The organism is Telluria beijingensis (genome assembly GCF_030770395.1).
GTDB classification, from domain to species: domain Bacteria; phylum Pseudomonadota; class Gammaproteobacteria; order Burkholderiales; family Burkholderiaceae_D; genus Telluria; species Telluria beijingensis.
Genome location: NZ_CP132480.1, coordinates 1919220 through 1939370, shown reverse-complemented (window position 1 = coordinate 1939370; position 20151 = coordinate 1919220). Strand labels below are relative to the sequence as shown.

Below are 20151 nucleotides of genomic sequence, written 5' to 3'. Positions count from 1 at the left end.
TCGAAAGTTCAACGTTTCCCTATGAAAAATGTGCACTTGCAGCATAGCATCTCACATTATGAAATTGCATATCGTAATTTGAAAATGCCAAAATCCACTGGTAGAATCCAGTGGTTTGAGTCTATGCCGGTGGGTGGGGGGAAGCGAATGGCGATGCATGGCGGGCGTGAGCAAGGCGTGAGGAGGCGGCATGGCGAGCCATGCAACGACGAGCAACGCAGCGCACGCCCGTCAGACGTGCCAGGCGCGACTCCCACCCGCCGGCATAGACTCACAAAAAAGTTAGTCTGAAAATTTACCACTCGCCGCCAGCCTGCGCAGGGATCGGGACGGGGCGCACCACTCTAGGAGACGCATGACATGTCAGCTCAACTCGACCAGTTGACCGCGCAAACCGCCAACGATCCGGACGCGATCGAGACCAAGGAATGGCTCGATGCGCTGGAAGCGGTGATCGAACATGAGGGAACCGAACGCGCCCATTACCTGATGGAGCGCCTGGTCGACCTGGCGCGCCGCCGCGGCGCCCACGTTCCGTTTTCGGCAAATACCGCCTACGTGAACACCATCCCGGCCCACCTGAACCAGAATTCGCCGGGCAACCTCGAATACGAAGAGCGCCTGCGCTCGTGGATGCGCTGGAACGCGATGGCGATGGTCGTCAAGGCCAACCGCGCCGACGGCGACCTGGGCGGCCATATCTCGTCCTTCGCCTCGCTGGCGAACATGCTGGGCACCGGCTTCAACCACTTCTGGCACGCGCCGACCGAAGACCACGGCGGCGACCTGCTGTACATCCAGGGCCACTCGTCGCCCGGCATCTACGCGCGCGCCTTCCTCGAAGGCCGCCTGTCCGAAGAACAGCTGCTGAACTTCCGCCGTGAAGTCGACGGCAATGGCCTGTCGTCGTACCCGCACCCGAAACTGATGCCGGACTTCTGGCAGTTCCCGACCGTGTCGATGGGCCTTGGCCCGCTGATGGCCATTTACCAGGCGCGCTTCCTGAAGTACCTGCACGCACGCGGCATCGCCAAGACCGACAACCGCAAGGTCTGGGTCTTCTGCGGCGACGGCGAGATGGACGAGCCGGAATCGATGGGCGCGATCGGCATGGCCGCGCGCGAGCAGCTGGACAACCTGGTCATGGTCGTCAACTGCAACCTGCAGCGCCTGGACGGTCCGGTGCGCGGCAACGGCAAGATCATCCAGGAACTGGAAGCCGACTTCCGCGGCGCCGGCTGGAACGTCGTCAAGGTCATCTGGGGCTCGCAGTGGGATCCGCTGCTGGCTCAGGACAAGGACGGCATCCTGCAGCGCGTCATGATGGAATCGGTCGACGGCGAATACCAGAACTACAAGGCCAAGGACGGCGCCTACGTGCGCAAGCATTTCTTCGGCAAGCACCCTGCGCTGCTCGAGATGGTGTCGAAGATGAGCGACGACGACATCTGGCGCCTGACCCGCGGCGGCCACGATCCGCACAAGATCTACGCCGCGTTCAAGAACGCACAAGAGAACAAGGGCACCCCGACCGTGCTGCTGGTCAAGACCGTCAAGGGCTTCGGCATGGGCAAGTCGGGCGAGGCGCGCAACACCGCCCACCAGACCAAGAAGCTCGACGACCAGGCGATCCGCGACATGCGCGACCGCTTCAACATCCCTATCCCGGACGACAAGCTGGCCGAGATCCCGTTCTTCAAGCCGGCCGACGACGCGCCCGAGATGGTCTACCTGCACGAGCGCCGCAAGGCCCTGGGTGGCTACCTGCCGCAGCGCCGCGAAAAGGCCGACGAAAAGCTGGTGGTGCCGAAGCTGGAGTCGTTCAAGGGCGTGCTCGAGCCGACCGCGGAAGGCCGCGAGATCTCGTCGACCCAGTCGTATGTGCGCGTGATCACCAGCCTGCTGAAGGACGAGAGCATCGGCCAGCGCATCGTGCCGATCCTGGTCGACGAATCGCGTACCTTCGGCATGGAAGGCCTGTTCCGCCAGATCGGCATCTTCAACCAGCAAGGCCAGTTGTACGAGCCGGTCGACCGCGACCAGGTGATGTACTACCGTGAAGACAAGGCAGGCCAGATCCTGCAAGAGGGTATCAACGAAGCGGGCGGCATGAGCTCGTGGATCGCGGCGGCGACCTCGTACTCGTCGAACAACCGCACGATGATCCCGTTCTACACCTTCTACTCGATGTTCGGCATGCAGCGCGTGGGCGACCTGGTCTGGCTGGCCGGCGACATCCGTGCGCGCGGCTTCCTGATGGGCGGCACCGCCGGCCGGACGACGCTGAACGGCGAAGGCCTGCAGCACGAAGATGGCCACAGCCACGTGATCGCCGCGACCGTGCCGAACTGCCTGCCGTATGACCCGACCTTCGGCCACGAAGTCGCCGTCATCATCCAGGACGGCCTGCGCCGCATGGTGGAAGAACAGGAAGACGTGTTCTACTACATCACCATCATGAACGAGAACTACCCGCATCCAGGCCTGAAGCCGGGCCAGGAAGAGGGCATCCTGAAGGGCATGTACCTGCTGCAGGAAGGCGATAAAGAGCCGCAGAACCGCGTCCAGCTGATCGGCTGCGGCACCATCCTGCGCGAATCGCTGTTCGCCGCCGAGCTGCTCAAGAACGACTGGGGCATTGCCGCCGACGTGTGGTCGGCGCCTTCGCTGACCCTGCTGGCGCGCGACGGCCAGGACGCCGAGCGCTGGAACATGGTCAACCCGGAGCAGCCGCAGCGCGTGCCTTACGTGACCGAGCTGATGAACGGTACCTCGGGCCCGATCGTCGCGACCACCGACTACATGCGCATGTTCGCCGAGCAGATCCGCGCCTTCATGCCGAAGGACCGCACCTATAAGGTGCTGGGCACCGACGGCTTCGGCCGCTCGGATTCGCGCGTCAAGCTGCGCGAGTTCTTCGAAGTGAACCGCTACTACATCACGGTCGCTTCGCTGCGCGCCCTGGCCGACGAAGGCAAGATCGACCGCGCCATCGTGTCGCAGGCGATCGCCAAGTACGGCATCGACCAGAACAAGCCGAATCCGGTGACCCAGTAAATGCTCACGCTCCGTCGTCCCCGCGCAGGCGGGGACCCAAGTTTCGTCGAGTCGCCACGACGTTGTCGTCATCGGCAGCTCTCGCAAACTTGGGTTCCCGCCTACGCGGGAACGACGGGTCGAGGCTAACTCAATAAAATTGGAGCTAACACTATGAGCGTTGTGGAAGTCAAAGTCCCCGATATCGGCGACTTCAAGGAAGTCGAAGTCATCGAACTGATGGTCAAGCCGGGCGACACGATCAAGGTCGACCAGTCGCTGCTGACCGTCGAATCCGACAAGGCGAGCATGGAGATCCCATCGAGCCATGCCGGCGTCGTGAAAGAAATCAAGGTGAACGTCGGCGACAAGGTTGCCATGGGTTCGCTGGTGCTGCTGCTGGAAGAAGCAGGCGGCGCGGCGGAAGTGCCTGCTGCCGCTCCTGCGGCTGCCCCGGCGGCTGCCCCGGCGGCGGCCGAGAAGCCAGCCGAGAAGCCGGCGGAGGCGCCAGCCGCTGCCGCCCCTGCGGCATCCGGCGGCCCGGTCGACGTCACCGTGCCCGACATCGGCGACTTCAAGGAAGTCGAAGTCATCGAACTGATGGTGAAGGTCGGCGACACGATCAAGGTCGACCAGTCCCTGATCACGGTCGAATCGGACAAGGCCAGCATGGAAATCCCGTCGAGCCATGCCGGCGTCGTGAAAGAACTGAAAGTGAAGGTCGGCGACAAGGTCGCCAAGGGTTCGCTGGTGCTGGTCGTGGAAGCGACCGGCGGCGCGCCTGCCGCTCCAGCCGCCGCGCCTGAAAAGGCAGCCGAACCGGCACAAGCCGCGGCGCCTGCACCGACTGCCGCGCCTGCGCCGGCCGCCGCGCCAGCCGCGCCAGGCGTCACCGGCTCGAAAGCCCATGCCTCGCCATCGATCCGCAAGTTCGCGCGCGAACTGGGTGTCGACCTGGGTCGCGTGCCGGGAACCGGTCCTAAGGGCCGCATCACCCAGCAGGACGTGCAGAATTTCGTCAAGGGCGTGATGGCCGCGCCAGCAGCTGCCGCACCTGCAGCCGGTGGCGGCGCCGGCATCGGCGGCATCAACCTGCTGCCATGGCCGTCGCTCGACTTCTCGAAATTCGGTCCGACCGAAACCGTGCCGCTGTCGCGCATCAAGAAGATCTCGGGCCCGAACCTGCATCGCAACTGGGTCATGATCCCGCACGTGACGCACTTCGACGAAGCCGACGTGACCGACCTGGAGCAGTTCCGCGTCGATTCGAACGCCGCCCTGGCCAAGCAGAAATCAAACGTCAAGCTGACCATGCTGGCCTTCGTGATCAAGGCGAGCGTCGCCGCGCTCAAGAAATTCCCGCAATTTAACGCGTCGCTGTCGGAAGACGGCGCGGCCCTGATCACCAAGCAGTATTACAACATCGGCTTCGCGGCCGACACCCCGAACGGCCTGGTGGTCCCGGTCGTGAAGGATGCGGACAAGAAGACCATCTCGCAGATCGCCACCGAAATGGGTGAGCTCTCGGGCCTGGCGCGCGACGGCAAGCTGCCGCCGACCGCGATGCAGGGCGCGACCTTCACCATCTCGTCGCTGGGCGGCATCGGCGGCACCAACTTCACGCCGATCATCAACGCACCTGAACTGGCGATCCTGGGCCTGTCCAAGTCGGCGATGAAGCCGGTGTGGGACGGTTCGAGCTTCCAGCCGCGCCTGATGCTGCCGATGTCGCTGTCGTACGACCACCGCGTGATCGACGGCGCCGGCGCCGCGCGCTTCGCCGCGTACCTGGGCGAAGTGCTGGCCGACCTGCGCAAGACCCTTCTGTGATTGGAGCGCATTGATGAGCACTGTTGAAGTGAAAGTCCCGAATATCGGCGACTTCAAGGACGTCGAAGTGATCGAGCTGATGGTCAAGGCCGGCGACACGATCAAGGTCGACCAGTCACTGATCACCGTCGAATCGGACAAGGCCAGTATGGAGATCCCGTCGACCCACGCCGGCGTCGTCAAGGACATCTCGGTCAAGGTCGGCGACAAGATCAATGAAGGCACGCTGCTGTTGACGGTGGAAGAGTCGGGCGCATCTGCGCCAGCCGAGAAACCGGCCGACAAGCCAGCTGAAAAGCCGGCAGCGCCGACCGAGTCGCAGGCCCCGGCAAAGCCGGCTCCTGTCGCTGCACCGGCCGCGCCGGCGCCGAACGCATCGAGCTACAGCGGCCAGGTCGACATCGAATGCGAGATGATGGTGCTCGGCGCCGGCCCTGGCGGCTACTCGGCCGCCTTCCGCGCCGCCGATCTCGGCATGAACACCGTGCTGGTCGAGAAGTACGCGACCCTGGGCGGCGTCTGCCTGAACGTGGGTTGCATCCCATCGAAGGCGCTGCTGCACGTGGCGCACATCATGGATGAAACCGCGCACATGGCCGACCTCGGCGTGGCATTCGACAAGCCGCAAGTCGACATCGACAAGCTGCGCGCGCACAAGGATGGCGTGATCAAGAAGATGACCGGCGGCCTGGCCTTCATGGCCAAGGCGCGCAAGGTCAATGTGGTGCAGGGCGTGGGCCAGTTCCTGAGCCCGAACCACATCGAGGTCACCGGTCCTGACGGCGCCAAGAAGGTCGTCGGCTTCAAGAAGGCGATCATCGCCGCCGGTTCGTCGGTCGTGAAACTGCCGTTCGTGCCGGAAGACCCACGCATCGTCGATTCGACCGGCGCGCTGGAACTGCGCCAGGTGCCGAAGAAGATGCTGGTCATCGGTGGCGGCATCATCGGCCTCGAGATGGCGACCGTCTATTCGTCGCTGGGCTCGCGCATCGACGTGGTCGAGATGATGGATGGCCTGATGCAGGGCGCCGACCGCGAAGCGGTCAAGGTGTGGCAGAAGTTCAATGCCCACCGCTTCGACAACATCATGTTGAAGACCAAGACCGTCGGCGTGGAAGCGCTGCCGGAAGGGATCAAGGTCACCTTCGAAGCGGCCGAAGCCGGCGCGACGTCGCCGGAACCGCAGCTGTACGACCTGGTGCTGGTGGCCGTGGGCCGCAGCCCGAATGGCAAGAAGATCGCTGCCGACAAGGCTGGCGTGACCGTGAGCGATCGCGGCTTCATCGCGGTCGACGGCCAGATGCGCACCAATGTGCCGCACATCTTCGCCATCGGCGACCTGGTGGGCCAGCCGATGCTGGCGCACAAGGCGGTGCACGAGGCGCACGTGGCGGCCGAAGCGGCGCTCGACAAGAAGACCCACTTCGACGCCAAGGTGATCCCGTCGGTGGCCTATACCGATCCCGAGGTGGCATGGGTCGGCCTGACCGAGGATGAAGCGAAGCAGAAGGGCATCAAGGTCGAGAAGGGCCACTTCCCGTGGAACGCCAGCGGCCGCGCGGTCGCCAACGGCCGCGACGAAGGCTTCACCAAGCTGCTGTTCGACGCCGAGACCCACCGCATCGTCGGCGGCACCATCGTCGGCACCAATGCCGGCGACATGATCGGCGAGATCGCGCTGGCGATCGAGATGGGCGCGGACGGCGTGGACATCGGCAAGACCATCCACCCGCACCCGACCCTGGGCGAGTCGATCGGCATGGCGGCCGAGGCCTACGAAGGCGTCTGCACCGACCTGCCGCCGCCGCGCAAGAAGTAATCGCGGCCCGCAACGGTCGCACGTCGTTACTGCCACTGGCAGTAACGACTCCCCGCGCAGGCGGGGACCAAAGTTTGCTTGCTTGACCACTTCGTCAACCGATGGTGGTGAGCTTAAAACTTGGGTCCCCGCCTGCGCGGGGACGACGTTTTGGGGCTAACGAAAGAACTGAAAAACGTGGCAAATCACATCTGCCTGAACACATCCATGTAATTGCGGCTCACCACCAGCTGCTCATCCCGCCCCTTGAGCTTCACATGCAGCCGCCCCCGGAAATCGGTGCGCGTGCCCGCCACGTGGCGCGCCGCCACGATCACGCCACGGTGGATCTGCCAGAACTGCTGCGGATCGAGCTGCTCCTTCAACTGCCGCAGCGGCGTGCGGATCAGGCTTTCGCCATCGGGCAGGAATACGCTGGTGTACTTGTCGTTGCTCTGGAAGTAGATCACTTCCTCGACCGCGATCAGGCGCGTCTCCTGGCCGGCCGCGGCGCGGATCCATTGCAGCGGCGCCGGCGCGGCAGGTGCTGCAGGAACACCGGCTCCCAATTGGCGCAGCAGCGCCTGCAGCGCATCCGCCGGCAACGCTGGCGTCGGCGTGGCGAGGGCCGCGCGCAAACGCTCCACCGTGCGCGCCAGCCGCTCCTGGCGGATCGGTTTCAGCAAATAGTCGAAGGCTTCGTGCTCGAAGGCCTGCGCCGCATAGTGCTCGTGCGCGGTGGTGAACACCATGCGCGGGGCATTCCCACCGGCGCACAGCCGCGCCGCCAGGTCGATCCCGGTCAGTCCGGGCATCTGGATGTCCAGGAAGATCACTTGCGGCGCCAGTTCGTCGATCAGGCGCAGCGCTTCGAGGCCGTTCGGCGCGCGCACGATCTCCAGGTTCGGCCAGGCGTCGAGCAACTGGGATGCCAGGTAATCGAGCAGATGGGGTTCGTCGTCGGCGATCAGGGCAAGGCAGCGGTCGATGGTGTCACCTCGGTCTGTGAAAGGGGGAGAATCAGGCGCGCGACCACGCCGCCGCCGGGATTGTCGAGCAGTTCCAGGCGCGCGCCCTGGCCGTGCAACTGGCGCACGCGCGCGCGCAGGTTGGACAGGCCGACGCCGCCGCCGGGACGCGGCGGCGCGGCCACCAGTCCGCGGCCGCTGTCGCGCACCTCGATCCGCAGCACGCCGTCAGCAACGGCGGCGTGCAGCACGATCTCGCCGCCGTCCACCTTGGGTTCCAGCCCGTGCATGACGGCGTTTTCCACCAGCGGCTGGACCAGCATCGGCGCGATCGGCAGCGCGCGGGCGGCATCGCCTGCCTCGATGCGCCAGCGCAGGCGCTCGCCCATGCGCACGCCCAGCACGTCGAGATAGCTTGCCGCCAGGTCCAGTTCGGCGCCGAGCGTGGCGCTGCCGGCGCGGCTGGCGGCCAGGCTGGCGCGCAGGTAGTCGATGAAGCGTTCCAGCATGCGTTTTGCTTGAGCTGGATGGCTGTCGATCAGGCTGACCACATTGGCCAGCGTGTTGTACAGGAAGTGCGGCTCGATCTGGGCCTGCAGGGCGCTGAGCTGGGCCTCGGCCAGCAGCCTCGCGGCGTTCGCCATCTGTTCCTGCTGGCGCGCCTCTAGGGTCTGGCGCTCGATGCGGCGCTCGCCCGCCACCAGCACCGTCAGCATCGCCGCGCCAATCACCAGGCCGAGCGGCAGCAAGCCCGCAAGCGCATCGGAATTCAGGACTGGGGGGACGCCGCGCAGGATGGCGCCCGACAGGACCAGTCCGAAGGCAGCGCACAGGGCGATGGCGGCCAGTTCGAGCAGGCGCGCGGCTAGCCGGCTGGTGGTCGGCGGCACCACCGTTTCCAGCAGCCGCAGCGCGCCATGGACGGGAAAACCGACGCACTGCGAAGCCAGCAGGCTGTAGCCGAACATGGTGAAGAACGACGACGGCCAGTTGCCGAAGGCCTGCAATACCACCGTGATCGCCAGTGCGATCAGCGTGTTCCACAGCGCCGTATAGAGCAGGTCGCGCCCGGTCGAGCGCGGCCAGCGCCGGAACACCGGGAACAGTTCCAGCGGGTGGCTGCGCCTGCGCGCCAGGGTGGGAGAGGCAGTATTCATGCAGTTAAGAAATTACCATGAAAGCAGTGCGGTGCGCGATAGGGCAGTCGCGCCAGCGCCACCGGCCCATCCTTGATGCCTGCCGCATCGAACACCGTCATCACGGTGACGCCGGCGCGCAGGTCCTGGGCCACGCCGACCAGATAGCCGTCGGTTTCCGAACGCGGGTTGCGGCGCGGGACCAGCACGTGTTCCTCGACCTGCCAGCCGGCGCCGAAGGCGTAACCATCGACCTTGCCGGTATCGAGGTCGACCAGGTTGACGCTGTCGAGCCGCAGGTCCGTGGAGGCGCCACTGCTGCCCAGCAGGGCCAGCCTGCGGTGGCGCGCCATCGCCACCTGCGGCATCACGCGCGGGAATTCGCTGGTGCCGAACAGGCGCTGCGCGCGCGCCTGGTCGCTGGCATAGTCCAGCGTGACCTGCACCGTGCGGCTGCGCGGCGGCGTGTGCCTGCCAGCCATCACGGTGCTGACCTCGGCCAGCGCGTCGCCCTCGTGCAGCACGACATCGAAGCGGGTGCAGTCGCCGTCTTCCCAGGCATTCCCGAAGTGGAACACCATCTGCGGCGGCAGCTCGAACACCTGGCGCAGCGCCAGCGTGTCCTTCGCCACCACGATCACCCGCGCCGGACGCGCGCTGTTCCCGCTTCCGGCCCATTTATGGCGGTCGGCGAAACTCAGGCCGGGATCCTTCAGCAGGTCGTAGGGCGGCACGATGAAGATCAGGTGTTTCGCGCTGACGACGAAATCATGCACCATCGCCAGCTGCGGCACCGGTACCAGGGCGGTGCGCAACACCTGGCCCTGCGGGCCGATCTGGTAGATCGCCAGCCGGTCGGCCCCTGGCAGCGTGCCGAAATTCCACATGCCGCCGCGCGGGTCGAGCTTCGGATGGGCCGAGAACGGCATCGCGCGCAGCTCGTCGCCCCAGGTTTTTACGCCGCGCGTGGCCAGGGTGGCCGGATCGAGCTCGGTCGCCGAGCCGCCTTCCCACAGCGCATACAGCCGGCCGTCGTAGGGCAGCAGGTTGGTATTGGCCGCATTCATCGTGTCGTTGTCGCGCACGCCCCGGCGCGTGACCAGCGTGCCGAAGGCCGGATACAGGAACTGGCCGGCGGCGCTTTCGTCGCGGTAGCGCTGGGTCTCGACGAAGCGGCCGCGGTGAGCCACCTTGCCGCCGCCGACGGTCCAGGCCTGGGCAAAGCCGTCGCCGTCGAACCAGTGGTGGTAGCGTTCCCCGCCCAGTTCGAAACGGCCCGGGCCGTTGCGGTAGAAGGTGCCGCGCAGGTCGCGCGGCAGGCGGCCCTTGACGACGGCCTCGCCTTGCTGGTCGCCGGCCTGGTCGGCATACACCGCCAGCGACGGATCGCGCGCCAGGGCGGCGTGGAAACTGCGGTAGGTGGCCTCGTCGGCGCGCGCGGCGCTGGCGAGGGCGAAAGCGCCGAGGGCGGCGCCGGTGTGCAAAAAGTGACGGCGGTCCATGGCGGCCTCAGCGCAGGGTGACGCGGATGGCATTGCCCTCGGCCGGCAGCGCGAAGCGGGCCGCCTCGAAGGCCGGCGGGCCCATATTGCCCAAAGCATCGTTGCTGAAGCCGGTCGCCTCGACCGGGATGCCCATCATGTTCTGGTCCAGCTTGCCGTTGTCGTTGGCGTCATGGTAGACCGCGATGGCGTACTGGCCGGTCGCCAGGTCCTTGATCTCGAGCGTGGTGACGCCTTCGCGCGCCGGCGCACTGGCGGTCTGCAGCGGGCGCTTGAGGAAGCGGTCGGCGCTGTCGAACAGGGCGACCCGCACCGCGCCGCCATCGGCGCGTACGCCGTCGACGCGGATCGACAGGTCGGCGGCATGGCAGGCGGCGCTGGACAGCAGGGCGAGCAGAAGGGCAAGGCGTTTCATGGAAGTCTCCGTCAGGTGGTCGATGGAGCCATTCTGGGAGAGCGGATTGGGCCTTGCCGCGGTTTGCGACGAAGCGGCGCCAGGCGGCGCGACATGCACGAACGCGGCGCGAGTTGCATGGCGCAGTGTGCGCCGCTTGCCAGCGCCCGCCAAAAGCCTATGATGAGAGCATGCGGCGGCACGCCGGCTTGCCGCGTCCGCGTTCAGCCCAGGAGGCCCAGATGGACGAGCACAGCATTGAATACGTCGGGATCGTCTACGTATTACCGGAAACCCGCTGTTTCGAACTCCACACCACGGTCCACGGCGCGCCGGCGACCATCTGCGGCACGGTGTCCCAGCTGCTGGCCTCGCAGTTCAGCCAGTACGTGCCGGGCGCCATCGGCACCGTCGATCCGCAGCAGGTGGCGCTGCGGCCGCGCCGGGTCGAGGTGCTCACCCGCGAAGTGCATGAACGCCACCGGGCGCCGCGCAAGGTGCACCTGCTCACGCGCATCTACGACGTCGAAGAGCAGGCCAGGCCGGTGCCGGTGCCGGCGGTCTGATGCGGCCATAAAAAATGCCGCCTGGCTTGCACCCGGCGGCATGGTATTGAGCTGCTGTTGCTTCAGCTGAAGCTGACGAAACGCTCGGGGATATCGATCGTGCCGGCCTTGGCGGCGGCGGCATAGGTACGCATTTCTGCGATGACGGCTTCCATCTGGTCGGCGCCAGGGTTTTCGATGAAGGTTTTCATGCGCTCTTGCAGGGATGCCTGCTGGTCACGCCATTCGTATCTGGACGACTTGCTCATGCTTTCTCCTCGCGGTCTGACCGCTGTTATTGATATTCACGATACTTTCCGTGAAGGCTTACAGATTGCCACAAAATTGCCGCTTGTGTCCGTACGATGCCGCACGTAGCCATTTTGCTCAACAATTCTTTAATACGCTGCGATAAAACAGTTCGAGCCGGGCCGCCAATTGCGCGCGCGCCTCGTCGCCGGTCGGCTCGGCGTCAGGGAACAGGAAGCGGCCCATTGGATCGCCGCCGATGCAGCCGATCAGGTGCGCCGGCAGCATTTCCAGCGGAACGTCGTCGTGCAACTGGCTGCGCACGTCAGGACGCCTGAAATAGCGCTCCAGCATTTCACGCGTCATGCGCGGTCCCCCTTCGAAGAACGCTTCCGCCAGTTCGGGGTTACTGCCAGCCTCGGCGATCACGACGCGCTGCATGGCAATCGCTTCCGGCGCGATCAGCAGGGCGTAGAAGTCGCGCGCGAAATCGTCGATGACCTCGCGCAGCGGCCGCATATCGGTGTCGACGGCGTGCTCGCCGAACAGGCGCTCGCGGCGCGACGCCAGCGCAGCCCTGAGCAACCCGGCCTTGCCGCCGAATTTCACGTAGATGGTGCGCACCGCCACCCGTGCCTCGCGCGCGATCGTTTCCAGGCTGACGCGCGTGTAACCATGTTCCAGGAAGAGACGGCAAGCGGCCTCGATCAATTCCTGGTTGCGGGCTTCGATGTCGGCGGCCTTGGGACGGCCGGCCGGCTTGGTGCAGGACGGTGGAATGCTCATGGCAAGGACTCTAGTGCAAACCAAAATGAAACGCAACCGTTTCATTTCTTGACTTTGGCGTATTGCTGGCAAATAATGCGATGAACCCATTTCATTTCATTTCGGAGCAGGACCATGGCAGAGATGCACAGCACGGCAGGGCAGGCGAGCGCGACACAATCCCCGGCGGGCGGCGCCCCGGCGAAGACGCCTCCCAACAAGCGCGTGCTGGCCGTGGTCGGCGTGATCGCGCTGGTGGCGCTCGGCGCCGGCGGGCGCATGTGGTATCGCAGCCATCACTATGTCGAGACCGAGAATGCCTACGTCACCGGGCGCGTGCACCAGGTGTCGTCGCGCGTGGCCGGCGTGGTCACCAGGGTCCTGGTCGACGATAACCAGCTGGTGAAGGCGGGCGACACGATCGCCGAGCTGGACCCGGCCGACCATGCCGTGCGGGTCGAGCAGATCGAGGCCCAGATCGCCAGCGTGCAGCAGCAACTGAAGCAGTCCGACGCCCAGCTGCAGCAGGTGCGCGCGCAGGCCGGCGCCGCCGGCGCCCAGGTCAAGCAGTCCGAAGCCCAGCTGCTGCGCGCGCGCCAGGATGCCGAGCGCTTCGGCCAGCTGTACAACGACACCATGAAGGCGGTATCGAAGGCCGAGGTGGACGCCTCGAGCGCCGCGCGCGCCGCCGCCGTGGCCGACCTGGCCGCGCGCCGCGACAATGCCGCCGCCGCCCAGGCCCAGATCGGCGCTGCCGAAGCGGGCAGCGAGGTGCTCAAGGCGCAGGTGAAAGTGCTGGAGGCGCAGCTGAAGGACGCGCGCCAGCAACTGGCCTATAACCGCATCGTCGCGCCGGTGGATGGCCGGGTCGGCCGCCGCAGCGTCGAAGTCGGCGTGCGCGTGCAGCCGGGCCAGGCCCTGCTGGCCGTGGTCGAAGACAATGTGTGGGTGGTCGCCAACTTCAAGGAAACCCAGCTCTCTGGCCTGGCGCCGGGACAGGCGGTGCACCTGGCAGTCGATGCGCTGCCCGAGCACCACCTGGTGGGCCGCGTGGACAGCTTCGCGCCGGCCTCGGGCAACCAGTTTGCGCTGCTGCCGGCCGATAACGCGACCGGCAACTTCACCAAGATCGTGCAGCGGGTGCCGGTCAAGATCACGCTCGACCCGCAGGACGTGAAGAAATACGCCGGCCGCCTGGTGCCCGGCATGTCGGTGGTGGCCGAGGTCGAACTGGGCCAGGACGCCGCGAAGCCGACCCAGACCGCCGCCGTCCACTAAGCATCCGCCATGACCTCCCTGAGCAAACCCGCGGGCCTGGGCGCCGTGCCCGGAGCGCCAAGCAATGGCGCGGCCGTGGACCTGCGCACCTGGATCGCGGTCGCCGCCGGCATGCTGGGCGCCTTCATGGCGGTGCTCGACATCCAGATCACCAATTCCTCGCTGCGCGACATCCTCGGCACGCTGTCGGCCACCCAGGAAGAAGGCTCGTGGATCTCGACCGCCTATCTGTGCGCCGAGATCGTCGTGATCCCGCTGACCGGGCTGTTCACGCGCGCCTTCGGCGTGCGCAACTACATGATCGGCACCACCACGCTGTTCCTCGTGTTCTCGACCCTGTGCGGCGCGGCCTGGAGCCTGGAAAGCATGATCGTGTTCCGCATGCTGCAGGGCTTTACCGGCGGCGCGCTGATCCCGATGGCGCTGACCCTCGTGATGACCCTGCTGCCGCCGACCAAGCGCGCGACCGGCATGGCCATCTTCGGCCTCACCGCCACGCTGGCGCCGGCCATGGGCCCGACCCTGGGCGGCTACCTGTCGGAGCTGTATGGCTGGCCCTCGATCTTCTACATCAACTGGGTGCCGGGCGTGCTGCTGATCGCCGGCATGGCCTGGGGCTTGAAACCCGAGAAGGCCAATTTTAAAACGCTGGTGAAGGCCGACTGGCTCGGCATCGCGCTGATGGCGATGGGCCTGGCCTGCCTGACGATCTTCCTCGAAGAGGGCAACTCGAAGGACTGGTTCGATTCGAGCTTCATCGTGGCGTTTGCCTCGTTGTCGCTCATCGGCCTCCTGGGCTGGGTGGCGCTGAGTTTCTCGAAGCCCGAGCCGTTCGTCAACCTGCGCCTGTATGGCCAGCGTAACTTCCTGGTCGCGACCACGCTGTCGGCAGTGATCGGCATGGGCCTGTATGGTTCCTCATACCTGCTGCCGCTGTACCTGGGCCAGATCGCCGGCTATACGCCGATGCAGATCGGCGAAGTGATCGCCTGGATGGGGCTGCCGCAGCTGCTGGTGATGCCGTTCGCGGCCAGGTTGTCCTCGAAAGTCGACAACCGCATCCTGTGCAGCTTCGGCCTGTTCATGTTCGGCATCTCGTGCATCATGAACGCCTATATGGACGCTACCACCGGCTACGACCAGCTGATGTGGACGCAAGTCGTGCGCGCCATCGGCCAGCCCTTCGTGATGCTCACCTTGTCGAACTTCGCGATGTCGGGCCTGCCGCAGAGCGAAATGGGTTCGGCCTCGAGCCTGTTCAACATGACCCGCAACCTGGGCGGCTCGATCGGCATCGCGCTGCTGGCGACCTCGCTCACCAACCGCGAACACTTCCATTCGGCGCGCATCGGCGAAGCCGTCTCGACCTACGCGCCGGCCACCCAGGAACGCCTGGACCAGCTGACGCAAGGCTTCATCGCCAGCGGCATCGACCCCGCGAGCGCCGCCAGCCAGGCGCTGGCCGTGGTCGACCGCCTGGTGCGGCGCGAAGCCTATGTCATGGCCTATAACGACGGCTTCTGGATCATCGGCATGATCCTGATCGCCTGCATCGCCGCGATCTGGATGGCCGACAAGGTCAAGTCGCCGGGCGGCGGCTCGGGTGCTCATTGAGCGTTCACTGAATTCGAATGAAGAGATCAACCATGTTCAAACCACTCGCCACTGTCCTCGCGATCGCCACCCTGGTCAGCGGCTGCACCACCCTCGGCCCGGATTTCCAGGCGCCCGCCGCGCCGGCGCAGACGGCCTTCCGTCACCTCGACGCCGGCGCGGCGCATGATGCCAATGAGGCGCGCCTGCCCGCCAGCTGGTGGACCGTGTTCAACGACGCCACCCTCGACAGCCTCGAAACCCGCGCTTTGAACGACAACCCGGGCGTCAAGGCCGCCGCCCAGCGCCTGTTGCAGGCGCAGGCGCAACTGGGCGTGGTGCGCGCCGGCCAGCTGCCGAGCGTGTCGGTCGGCGCCGGCGTGTCGAATGCCCGCACCTCGGCCGAGACATCGCAGGGCCTGGCCCTGGGCGGGCGTTCGATCGAGGGCAACAACTACACGGTCGGCGCTTCGCTATCGTATGAGCTGGACTTGTGGGGCCGCGTGCGTAGGGTGGTCGAAGCCAGCGACGCCCAGGCGCTGGCGGCGCAGGATGACCGCGATGGCGTGATCCTGCTGCTCTCGAGCCAGGTCGCATCGTCGTACTGGCAGTTGCGCGGACTGGATGCCGAACTGGCGATCCTGCGTGATGCGCTGGCCACGCGGCGCGAGTCGCAAGAGTTGGTGGAAGCGCGCTTCAACGGCGGCCTGTCGAACGAGCTGGATGTGTCGCGCGCCCGCATCGAGCGCGCCAATGCCGAAACCGACCTGCACGAGGTGCAGCGCCAGCGCAACCTGGTCGAGCACGCGCTGGCCACGCTGGTCGGCAGCTCGCCCAGCGCGCCGCTGGTGGCGGCGACGCCGACCTTGCAACTGCCGCAGCCGCCCGCGATTCCGGTCGGCCTGCCGGCCAGCCTGGTGGGCCAGCGGCCCGACCTGGCGGCCAGCGTGGCGCAGTTGAAGGCGGCCAATGCGCAGATCGGCGTGGCCGAAGGCGCTTTCTATCCGGCGCTGTCGCTGACCGGGAATTTCGGCTATGCCTCGCAAAGCCTGAACGATTTGACGAGCGGCGGCGCGCGCCAGTTCTCGGCCGGGCCGCTGGCCTTGTCGCTGCCGGTGTTCGATGGCGGGCGCAATCGCGCCAACCTGGCGCTGGCCAGGGCGCGGTATGACGAGGCGGTGGCGAATCATGAAACCAGGCTGTTGACGGCGCTGCGCGAAGTGGAAGATGCGCTGTCCGACCTGCGCCAGCGCCGGCAGCAGGGCGAGGCGCAGGCCGAATCGCAGCAGGCGGCGGCGCGCGCCTTGCTGGTGGCGCAGGCGCGGTATGAGCGCGGCGTGTCGACCTATCTCGATGTGACCGATGCCCAGCGCAGCAATCTGGCCGCCGATCGGGCGGCGGCGCAGATCCGTACCCAGCGCCTGCTGGCGACGGTGGCGGTGGCGCGGGCCTTGGGCGGTGGGTGGGAACAGGGAGAGGCGTTGGCCACGGTGCGATAATCTCACCGTTACCATCCAGGATCCGGGAGAGACCATGAAGAAGTTCCTCGCACCACTCGTACTGTGCGCCGCCATCGGCGCTGCCTTTGCACCGGCCGTGCATGCGCAAACGGCGCCGACCGTTGCCACGGCCGAGCAACTGCAGGCCATGGCGAAGCGTTTCGCCCCGGTCGAACTGCGCGCCGACGTGGCGCACCTGTCAAAAGGCGACCGCGCCGCCATCGTCAAGCTCATCGAGGCGGCGAAGATCATCGACACCTTGCAGCTGCGCCAGCGCTGGGCCCACAACGAAGCGCTGTGGAAGGCGCTCAAGAAAGACACCACGCCGCTCGGCCGCGCGCGCCTGGACGCCTTCTGGCTCAACAAGGGCCCGTGGTCGAACCTCGACAACAATGCCTCGTTCATGCCGGCCGATTACGCCGGCATCGAGATCCCGGCGCGCAAGCCCGAAGGCGCCAACTTCTACCCGGAAGGCGCCACCAAGGCCTCGCTGGAAAACTGGATCGACGGCCTGGCGCCCGAACAGAAAAAGGACGCGCAGTGGTTCTTCACCGTGATCCGCACCGGCCCGGACGGCAAGCTGCGCACCGTGAAGTATTCGGACGAATACCGCCCCGAGCTGGAACAGCTGGCCAAGCTGCTGCGTGAAGCGGCGGCATCCACCGACAACGCCTCGCTCAAGAAATTCCTGACCTTGCGCGCCGACGCCTTCCTGAGTAACGACTACCTGGCCTCGGATTTCGCCTGGATGGACCTCGACTCGCCGGTCGACGTGACCATCGGGCCGTACGAAACCTATAACGACGAGCTGTTCGGCTACAAGGCGGCCTTCGAAGCCTATGTGAGCATCCGCGACCCCAAGGAGACGGCCAAGCTGGACTTCTTCGGCAAGCACCTGCAGGAACTCGAAGACAATCTGCCGCTCGACAAGCAGTACCGCAACCCGAAGGTCGGCGCCATCGCGCCGATGGTGGTGGTGAATGAAGTCTATGGCGCCGGCGACGGCAATATGGGTGTGCAGACCGCGGCCTACAATCTGCCGAACGACGAGCGCGTGATCCGCGAACGCGGTTCCAAGCGCGTGATGCTCAAGAACGTGCAGCAGGCGAAATTCGCGTCCACGCTGACCCCGATCAGCAAGCAGGTGCTCAAGCCCGCCGACCAGAAGGACCTGGACTTCGACTCCTTCTTCACCCACATCCTGGCGCACGAGATCATGCACGGCCTGGGGCCGCACCACACGAAGAAGGACGGCAAGGATTCGACCCCGCGCCAGGACCTGAAGGAAACCTATTCGACCATCGAGGAAGCCAAGGCCGACATCACCGGCCTGTGGGCGCTGCAGTACATGATGGACAAGGGGCTGCTGAAGGATACCCTGGGGCAGGGCGCGGCGGCCGAGCGCAAGCTGTACAACACCTTCCTGGCCTCGAGCTTCCGCACCCTGCATTTCGGCCTGGGCTCGTCGCACGCGCGCGGCATGGCGATCCAGGTCAACTACCTGCTCGACAAGGGCGGCTTTGTCGCCCATGACGACGGCACCTTCTCGGTCGACTTCAAGAAGATTAAGGGCGCCGTGATCGAGCTGGACCGCGAGTTCCTGACCATCGAAGCCACCGGCGACCATGCGCGCGCCAAGGCGATGATGGACAAATACGTGGTGATCCGGCCCGAGGTGCGCAGGGCGCTCGACAAGCTGAAGGCGGTGCCGAACGATATCCGTCCGGCGTTCGTGACGGCCGACAGCCTGCTTGGCAAGGCAAACTAAGGCGCCGTAAGCACACTGCGCAGCACCATGCTATAGTGATTTGGTTTCCAATAGGAAATACCTATGTATTTTCTTATAACTAACACTAAGACATGGTGCTCATATGAAAACCAGGAATCTCACCATCGGCGCCCGGCTGGCTATCGGCTACGGCGCCGTTTTTTTGCTCATGATCGCCTTGGTCGCGCTGGCCGTCAGCCGCGTGGGCCAGATTGAAAGCGTTCTCAATCATATCAACGACGTCAACAGCGTCAAGCAGCGCCACGCCATCAATTTCCGCGGCAGCGTGCACGACCGCGCGATCGCCCTGCGCGACGTGGTGCTGGCGTCCGATGCCGCCGGCGCTGCCGCGCCGATCGCCCTGATCCACACACTGGACGACAATTACGCCCGCTCGGCCGGCCCGCTCGATGCGCTGTTTAATGAACGCAAGGACATCCTGCCCGAAGAGAAGGACGCACTGGCCGCGATCAAGGCCCAGGAAAGCCGGACCAAGCCCCTGATCGCGCGCGTGGTCGAGTTGCATGCCGCTGGCAATATCGTGGAGGCGAACGCGTTGCTGTCGCAAGAAGCGGCGCCGGCCTTCAGCGCCTGGCTGGCCAGCATCAACCGCCTGATCGACCTGCAAGAACAACTGAACAACGAGGCGGCCGCCAATGCGCGCCGCATGGCCAATGGTTTCTTTGGCTGGATGGGGCTGCTGTGCGCGGGCGCGATCGCGGCCGGTTCGCTGGCGGCCTGGTACATCAGTCGCGGCCTGCTGCGCCAGCTGGGCGGCCAGCCGGACTATGCGGCCTCGATCGTCACCGCCATCGCCAGCGGCGACCTGGGCGTGGAAATCGTCACCCGTCCGGGCGACCGCGCCAGCCTCTTGTATGCGATGCAGGGCATGCGCGACAGCCTGGTGCGCATCGTCGCCCAGGTGCGCAACGGCACGCTGGCGATCGGCAGCGTGTCGACCGAGATCGCTGACGGCAACCGCGACCTGGCCAGCCGCACCGAACGCCAGAACGACACCCTGCAGGCGACCGCCGCCTCGGTCGAGCAACTGACCGGCACTGTGCGCCAGAATGCCGACAATGCGCGGCAAGCCAATGTGCTGGCCGAATCGGCGTCCGAAGTGGCGCTGCGCGGCGGCAAGGTCGTGGCCGAGGTCGTGCACACCATGGCCTCGATCAACGAGTCGTCGAAGAAAATCGTGGACATCATCGGCGTGATCGATGGCATCGCCTTCCAGACCAATATCCTGGCGCTCAATGCAGCCGTGGAAGCGGCGCGCGCCGGCGAGCAGGGCCGTGGCTTCGCGGTGGTGGCGACCGAGGTGCGCAACCTGGCGCAGCGCTCGGCGGCGGCGGCCAAGGAAATCAAGGTCCTGATCGGCAGTTCGGTCGAGCGGGTCGATGCCGGCGCGCGCCTGGTGGACCAGGCCGGCGCGACGATGGACGAGATCGTCAGCGGCGTCAAGCGCGTCACCGACATCATGGCCGAGATCAGCCATGCGACCGAGGAACAGAATGCCGGCATCGAGCAGGTCAATGGCGCGATCGGCCAGATCGACGACGCCACGCGCCAGAACGCGGAACTGGTGCAGCAGGCCAGCCAGGCTGCGGCATCGCTGGAGGAAGAGGCCGAGCGCCTGGCCCAGCTGGTCAGCATCTTCCGCCTGGACGGCGCGGCGAGTACGCCGGCGCTGGCGCGGACCCAGGCGAAGCCGCGGCCCGTACTGGCGGCTTGAGCGTTCCGGGGGCCGCCGCCGCGGCCCTTGCTTTTTTGAACATACAGAAATATTT

At 65.9% G+C, this 20151-nt stretch carries 15 protein-coding genes; 9 read left to right on the top strand and 6 right to left on the bottom strand.

The annotated features are described in order from the left end of the window. Nucleotides 1–360: 360 nt before the first annotated feature. The 3 genes from aceE (at nucleotide 361) to lpdA (ending at nucleotide 6685) form a co-directional block, all read left to right on the top strand. Complete coding sequence (aceE, locus tag Q9246_RS08630) at nucleotides 361–3057, top strand: pyruvate dehydrogenase (acetyl-transferring), homodimeric type (protein ID WP_306396997.1); 2697 nt, start codon at nucleotides 361–363, stop codon at nucleotides 3055–3057. Between the two features lie 153 nt (nucleotides 3058–3210). Continuing rightward, a complete protein-coding gene (gene aceF, locus Q9246_RS08625; protein ID WP_306396993.1) occupies nucleotides 3211–4866 on the top strand; it encodes a dihydrolipoyllysine-residue acetyltransferase in 1656 nt (551 codons plus the stop codon). A 13-nt stretch (nucleotides 4867–4879) separates the two neighbouring features. Next, on the top strand, nucleotides 4880–6685 hold the full coding sequence (gene lpdA / locus Q9246_RS08620; protein WP_306396990.1) for a dihydrolipoyl dehydrogenase: 1806 nt from the start codon (nucleotides 4880–4882) through the stop codon (nucleotides 6683–6685). 185 nt (nucleotides 6686–6870) lie between these two features. On the opposite strand, the gene Q9246_RS08615 is transcribed toward lpdA, so the two are convergent. Genes Q9246_RS08615 through Q9246_RS08600 form a run of 4 tightly spaced genes read right to left on the bottom strand, consistent with a single transcriptional unit; the run spans nucleotide 6871 to nucleotide 10685 of the window. Beyond that, complete coding sequence (locus tag Q9246_RS08615; protein WP_306396988.1) at nucleotides 6871–7587, bottom strand: LytR/AlgR family response regulator transcription factor; 717 nt, start codon at nucleotides 7585–7587, stop codon at nucleotides 6871–6873. Between the two features lie 44 nt (nucleotides 7588–7631). Beyond that, the gene (locus tag Q9246_RS08610) at nucleotides 7632–8789 is read right to left on the bottom strand and encodes a sensor histidine kinase (RefSeq protein WP_306396986.1); all 1158 of its coding nucleotides are present in this window, start codon (nucleotides 8787–8789) and stop codon (nucleotides 7632–7634) included. Next, on the bottom strand, nucleotides 8786–10270 hold the full coding sequence (locus Q9246_RS08605; RefSeq protein WP_306396984.1) for a carotenoid oxygenase family protein: 1485 nt from the start codon (nucleotides 10268–10270) through the stop codon (nucleotides 8786–8788). The genes Q9246_RS08610 and Q9246_RS08605 overlap by 4 nt, the downstream gene beginning before the upstream one ends. Before the next feature lie 7 nt (nucleotides 10271–10277). Beyond that, entirely contained in the window at nucleotides 10278–10685 is a 408-nt protein-coding gene (locus tag Q9246_RS08600) for a DUF2141 domain-containing protein (protein WP_306396982.1), read from the bottom strand. A 170-nt stretch (nucleotides 10686–10855) separates the two neighbouring features. Here Q9246_RS08600 and Q9246_RS08595 point away from each other — a divergent pair, with 170 nt between their 5' ends. Continuing rightward, the gene (locus Q9246_RS08595) at nucleotides 10856–11230 is read left to right on the top strand and encodes a hypothetical protein (protein WP_306396980.1); all 375 of its coding nucleotides are present in this window, start codon (nucleotides 10856–10858) and stop codon (nucleotides 11228–11230) included. 62 nt (nucleotides 11231–11292) lie between these two features. Here Q9246_RS08595 and Q9246_RS08590 read toward each other — a convergent pair whose 3' ends face one another. Together Q9246_RS08590 and Q9246_RS08585 are read right to left on the bottom strand one after the other, a co-directional pair. Then, nucleotides 11293–11478 carry a hypothetical protein gene (locus tag Q9246_RS08590; RefSeq protein ID WP_306396978.1) on the bottom strand — a complete coding sequence of 62 codons (186 nt, stop codon included), beginning with the start codon at nucleotides 11476–11478 and terminating at the stop codon, nucleotides 11293–11295. Nucleotides 11479–11596: 118 nt separating this feature from the next. After that, complete coding sequence (locus Q9246_RS08585) at nucleotides 11597–12244, bottom strand: TetR/AcrR family transcriptional regulator (RefSeq protein ID WP_306396976.1); 648 nt, start codon at nucleotides 12242–12244, stop codon at nucleotides 11597–11599. Between the two features lie 114 nt (nucleotides 12245–12358). On the opposite strand from Q9246_RS08585, the gene Q9246_RS08580 reads away from it, so the two are divergent. From Q9246_RS08580 to Q9246_RS08560, 5 genes are all read left to right on the top strand, one after another. Then, nucleotides 12359–13501, top strand: coding sequence for an HlyD family secretion protein (locus Q9246_RS08580; protein ID WP_306396974.1), 1143 nt, complete (start codon nucleotides 12359–12361; stop codon nucleotides 13499–13501). A 9-nt stretch (nucleotides 13502–13510) separates the two neighbouring features. Next, nucleotides 13511–15115, top strand: a complete 1605-nt coding sequence (locus tag Q9246_RS08575) for a DHA2 family efflux MFS transporter permease subunit (protein ID WP_306396972.1) — start codon at nucleotides 13511–13513, stop codon at nucleotides 15113–15115. Between the two features lie 32 nt (nucleotides 15116–15147). Then, nucleotides 15148–16593, top strand: a complete 1446-nt coding sequence (locus tag Q9246_RS08570) for an efflux transporter outer membrane subunit (protein ID WP_306396971.1) — start codon at nucleotides 15148–15150, stop codon at nucleotides 16591–16593. A gap of 34 nt (nucleotides 16594–16627) precedes the next feature. Continuing rightward, nucleotides 16628–18361, top strand: a complete 1734-nt coding sequence (locus tag Q9246_RS08565; RefSeq protein WP_306396969.1) for a dipeptidyl-peptidase 3 family protein — start codon at nucleotides 16628–16630, stop codon at nucleotides 18359–18361. Nucleotides 18362–18464: 103 nt separating this feature from the next. After that, entirely contained in the window at nucleotides 18465–20096 is a 1632-nt protein-coding gene (locus Q9246_RS08560) for a methyl-accepting chemotaxis protein (RefSeq protein ID WP_306396967.1), read from the top strand. Nucleotides 20097–20151 lie beyond the last annotated feature (55 nt).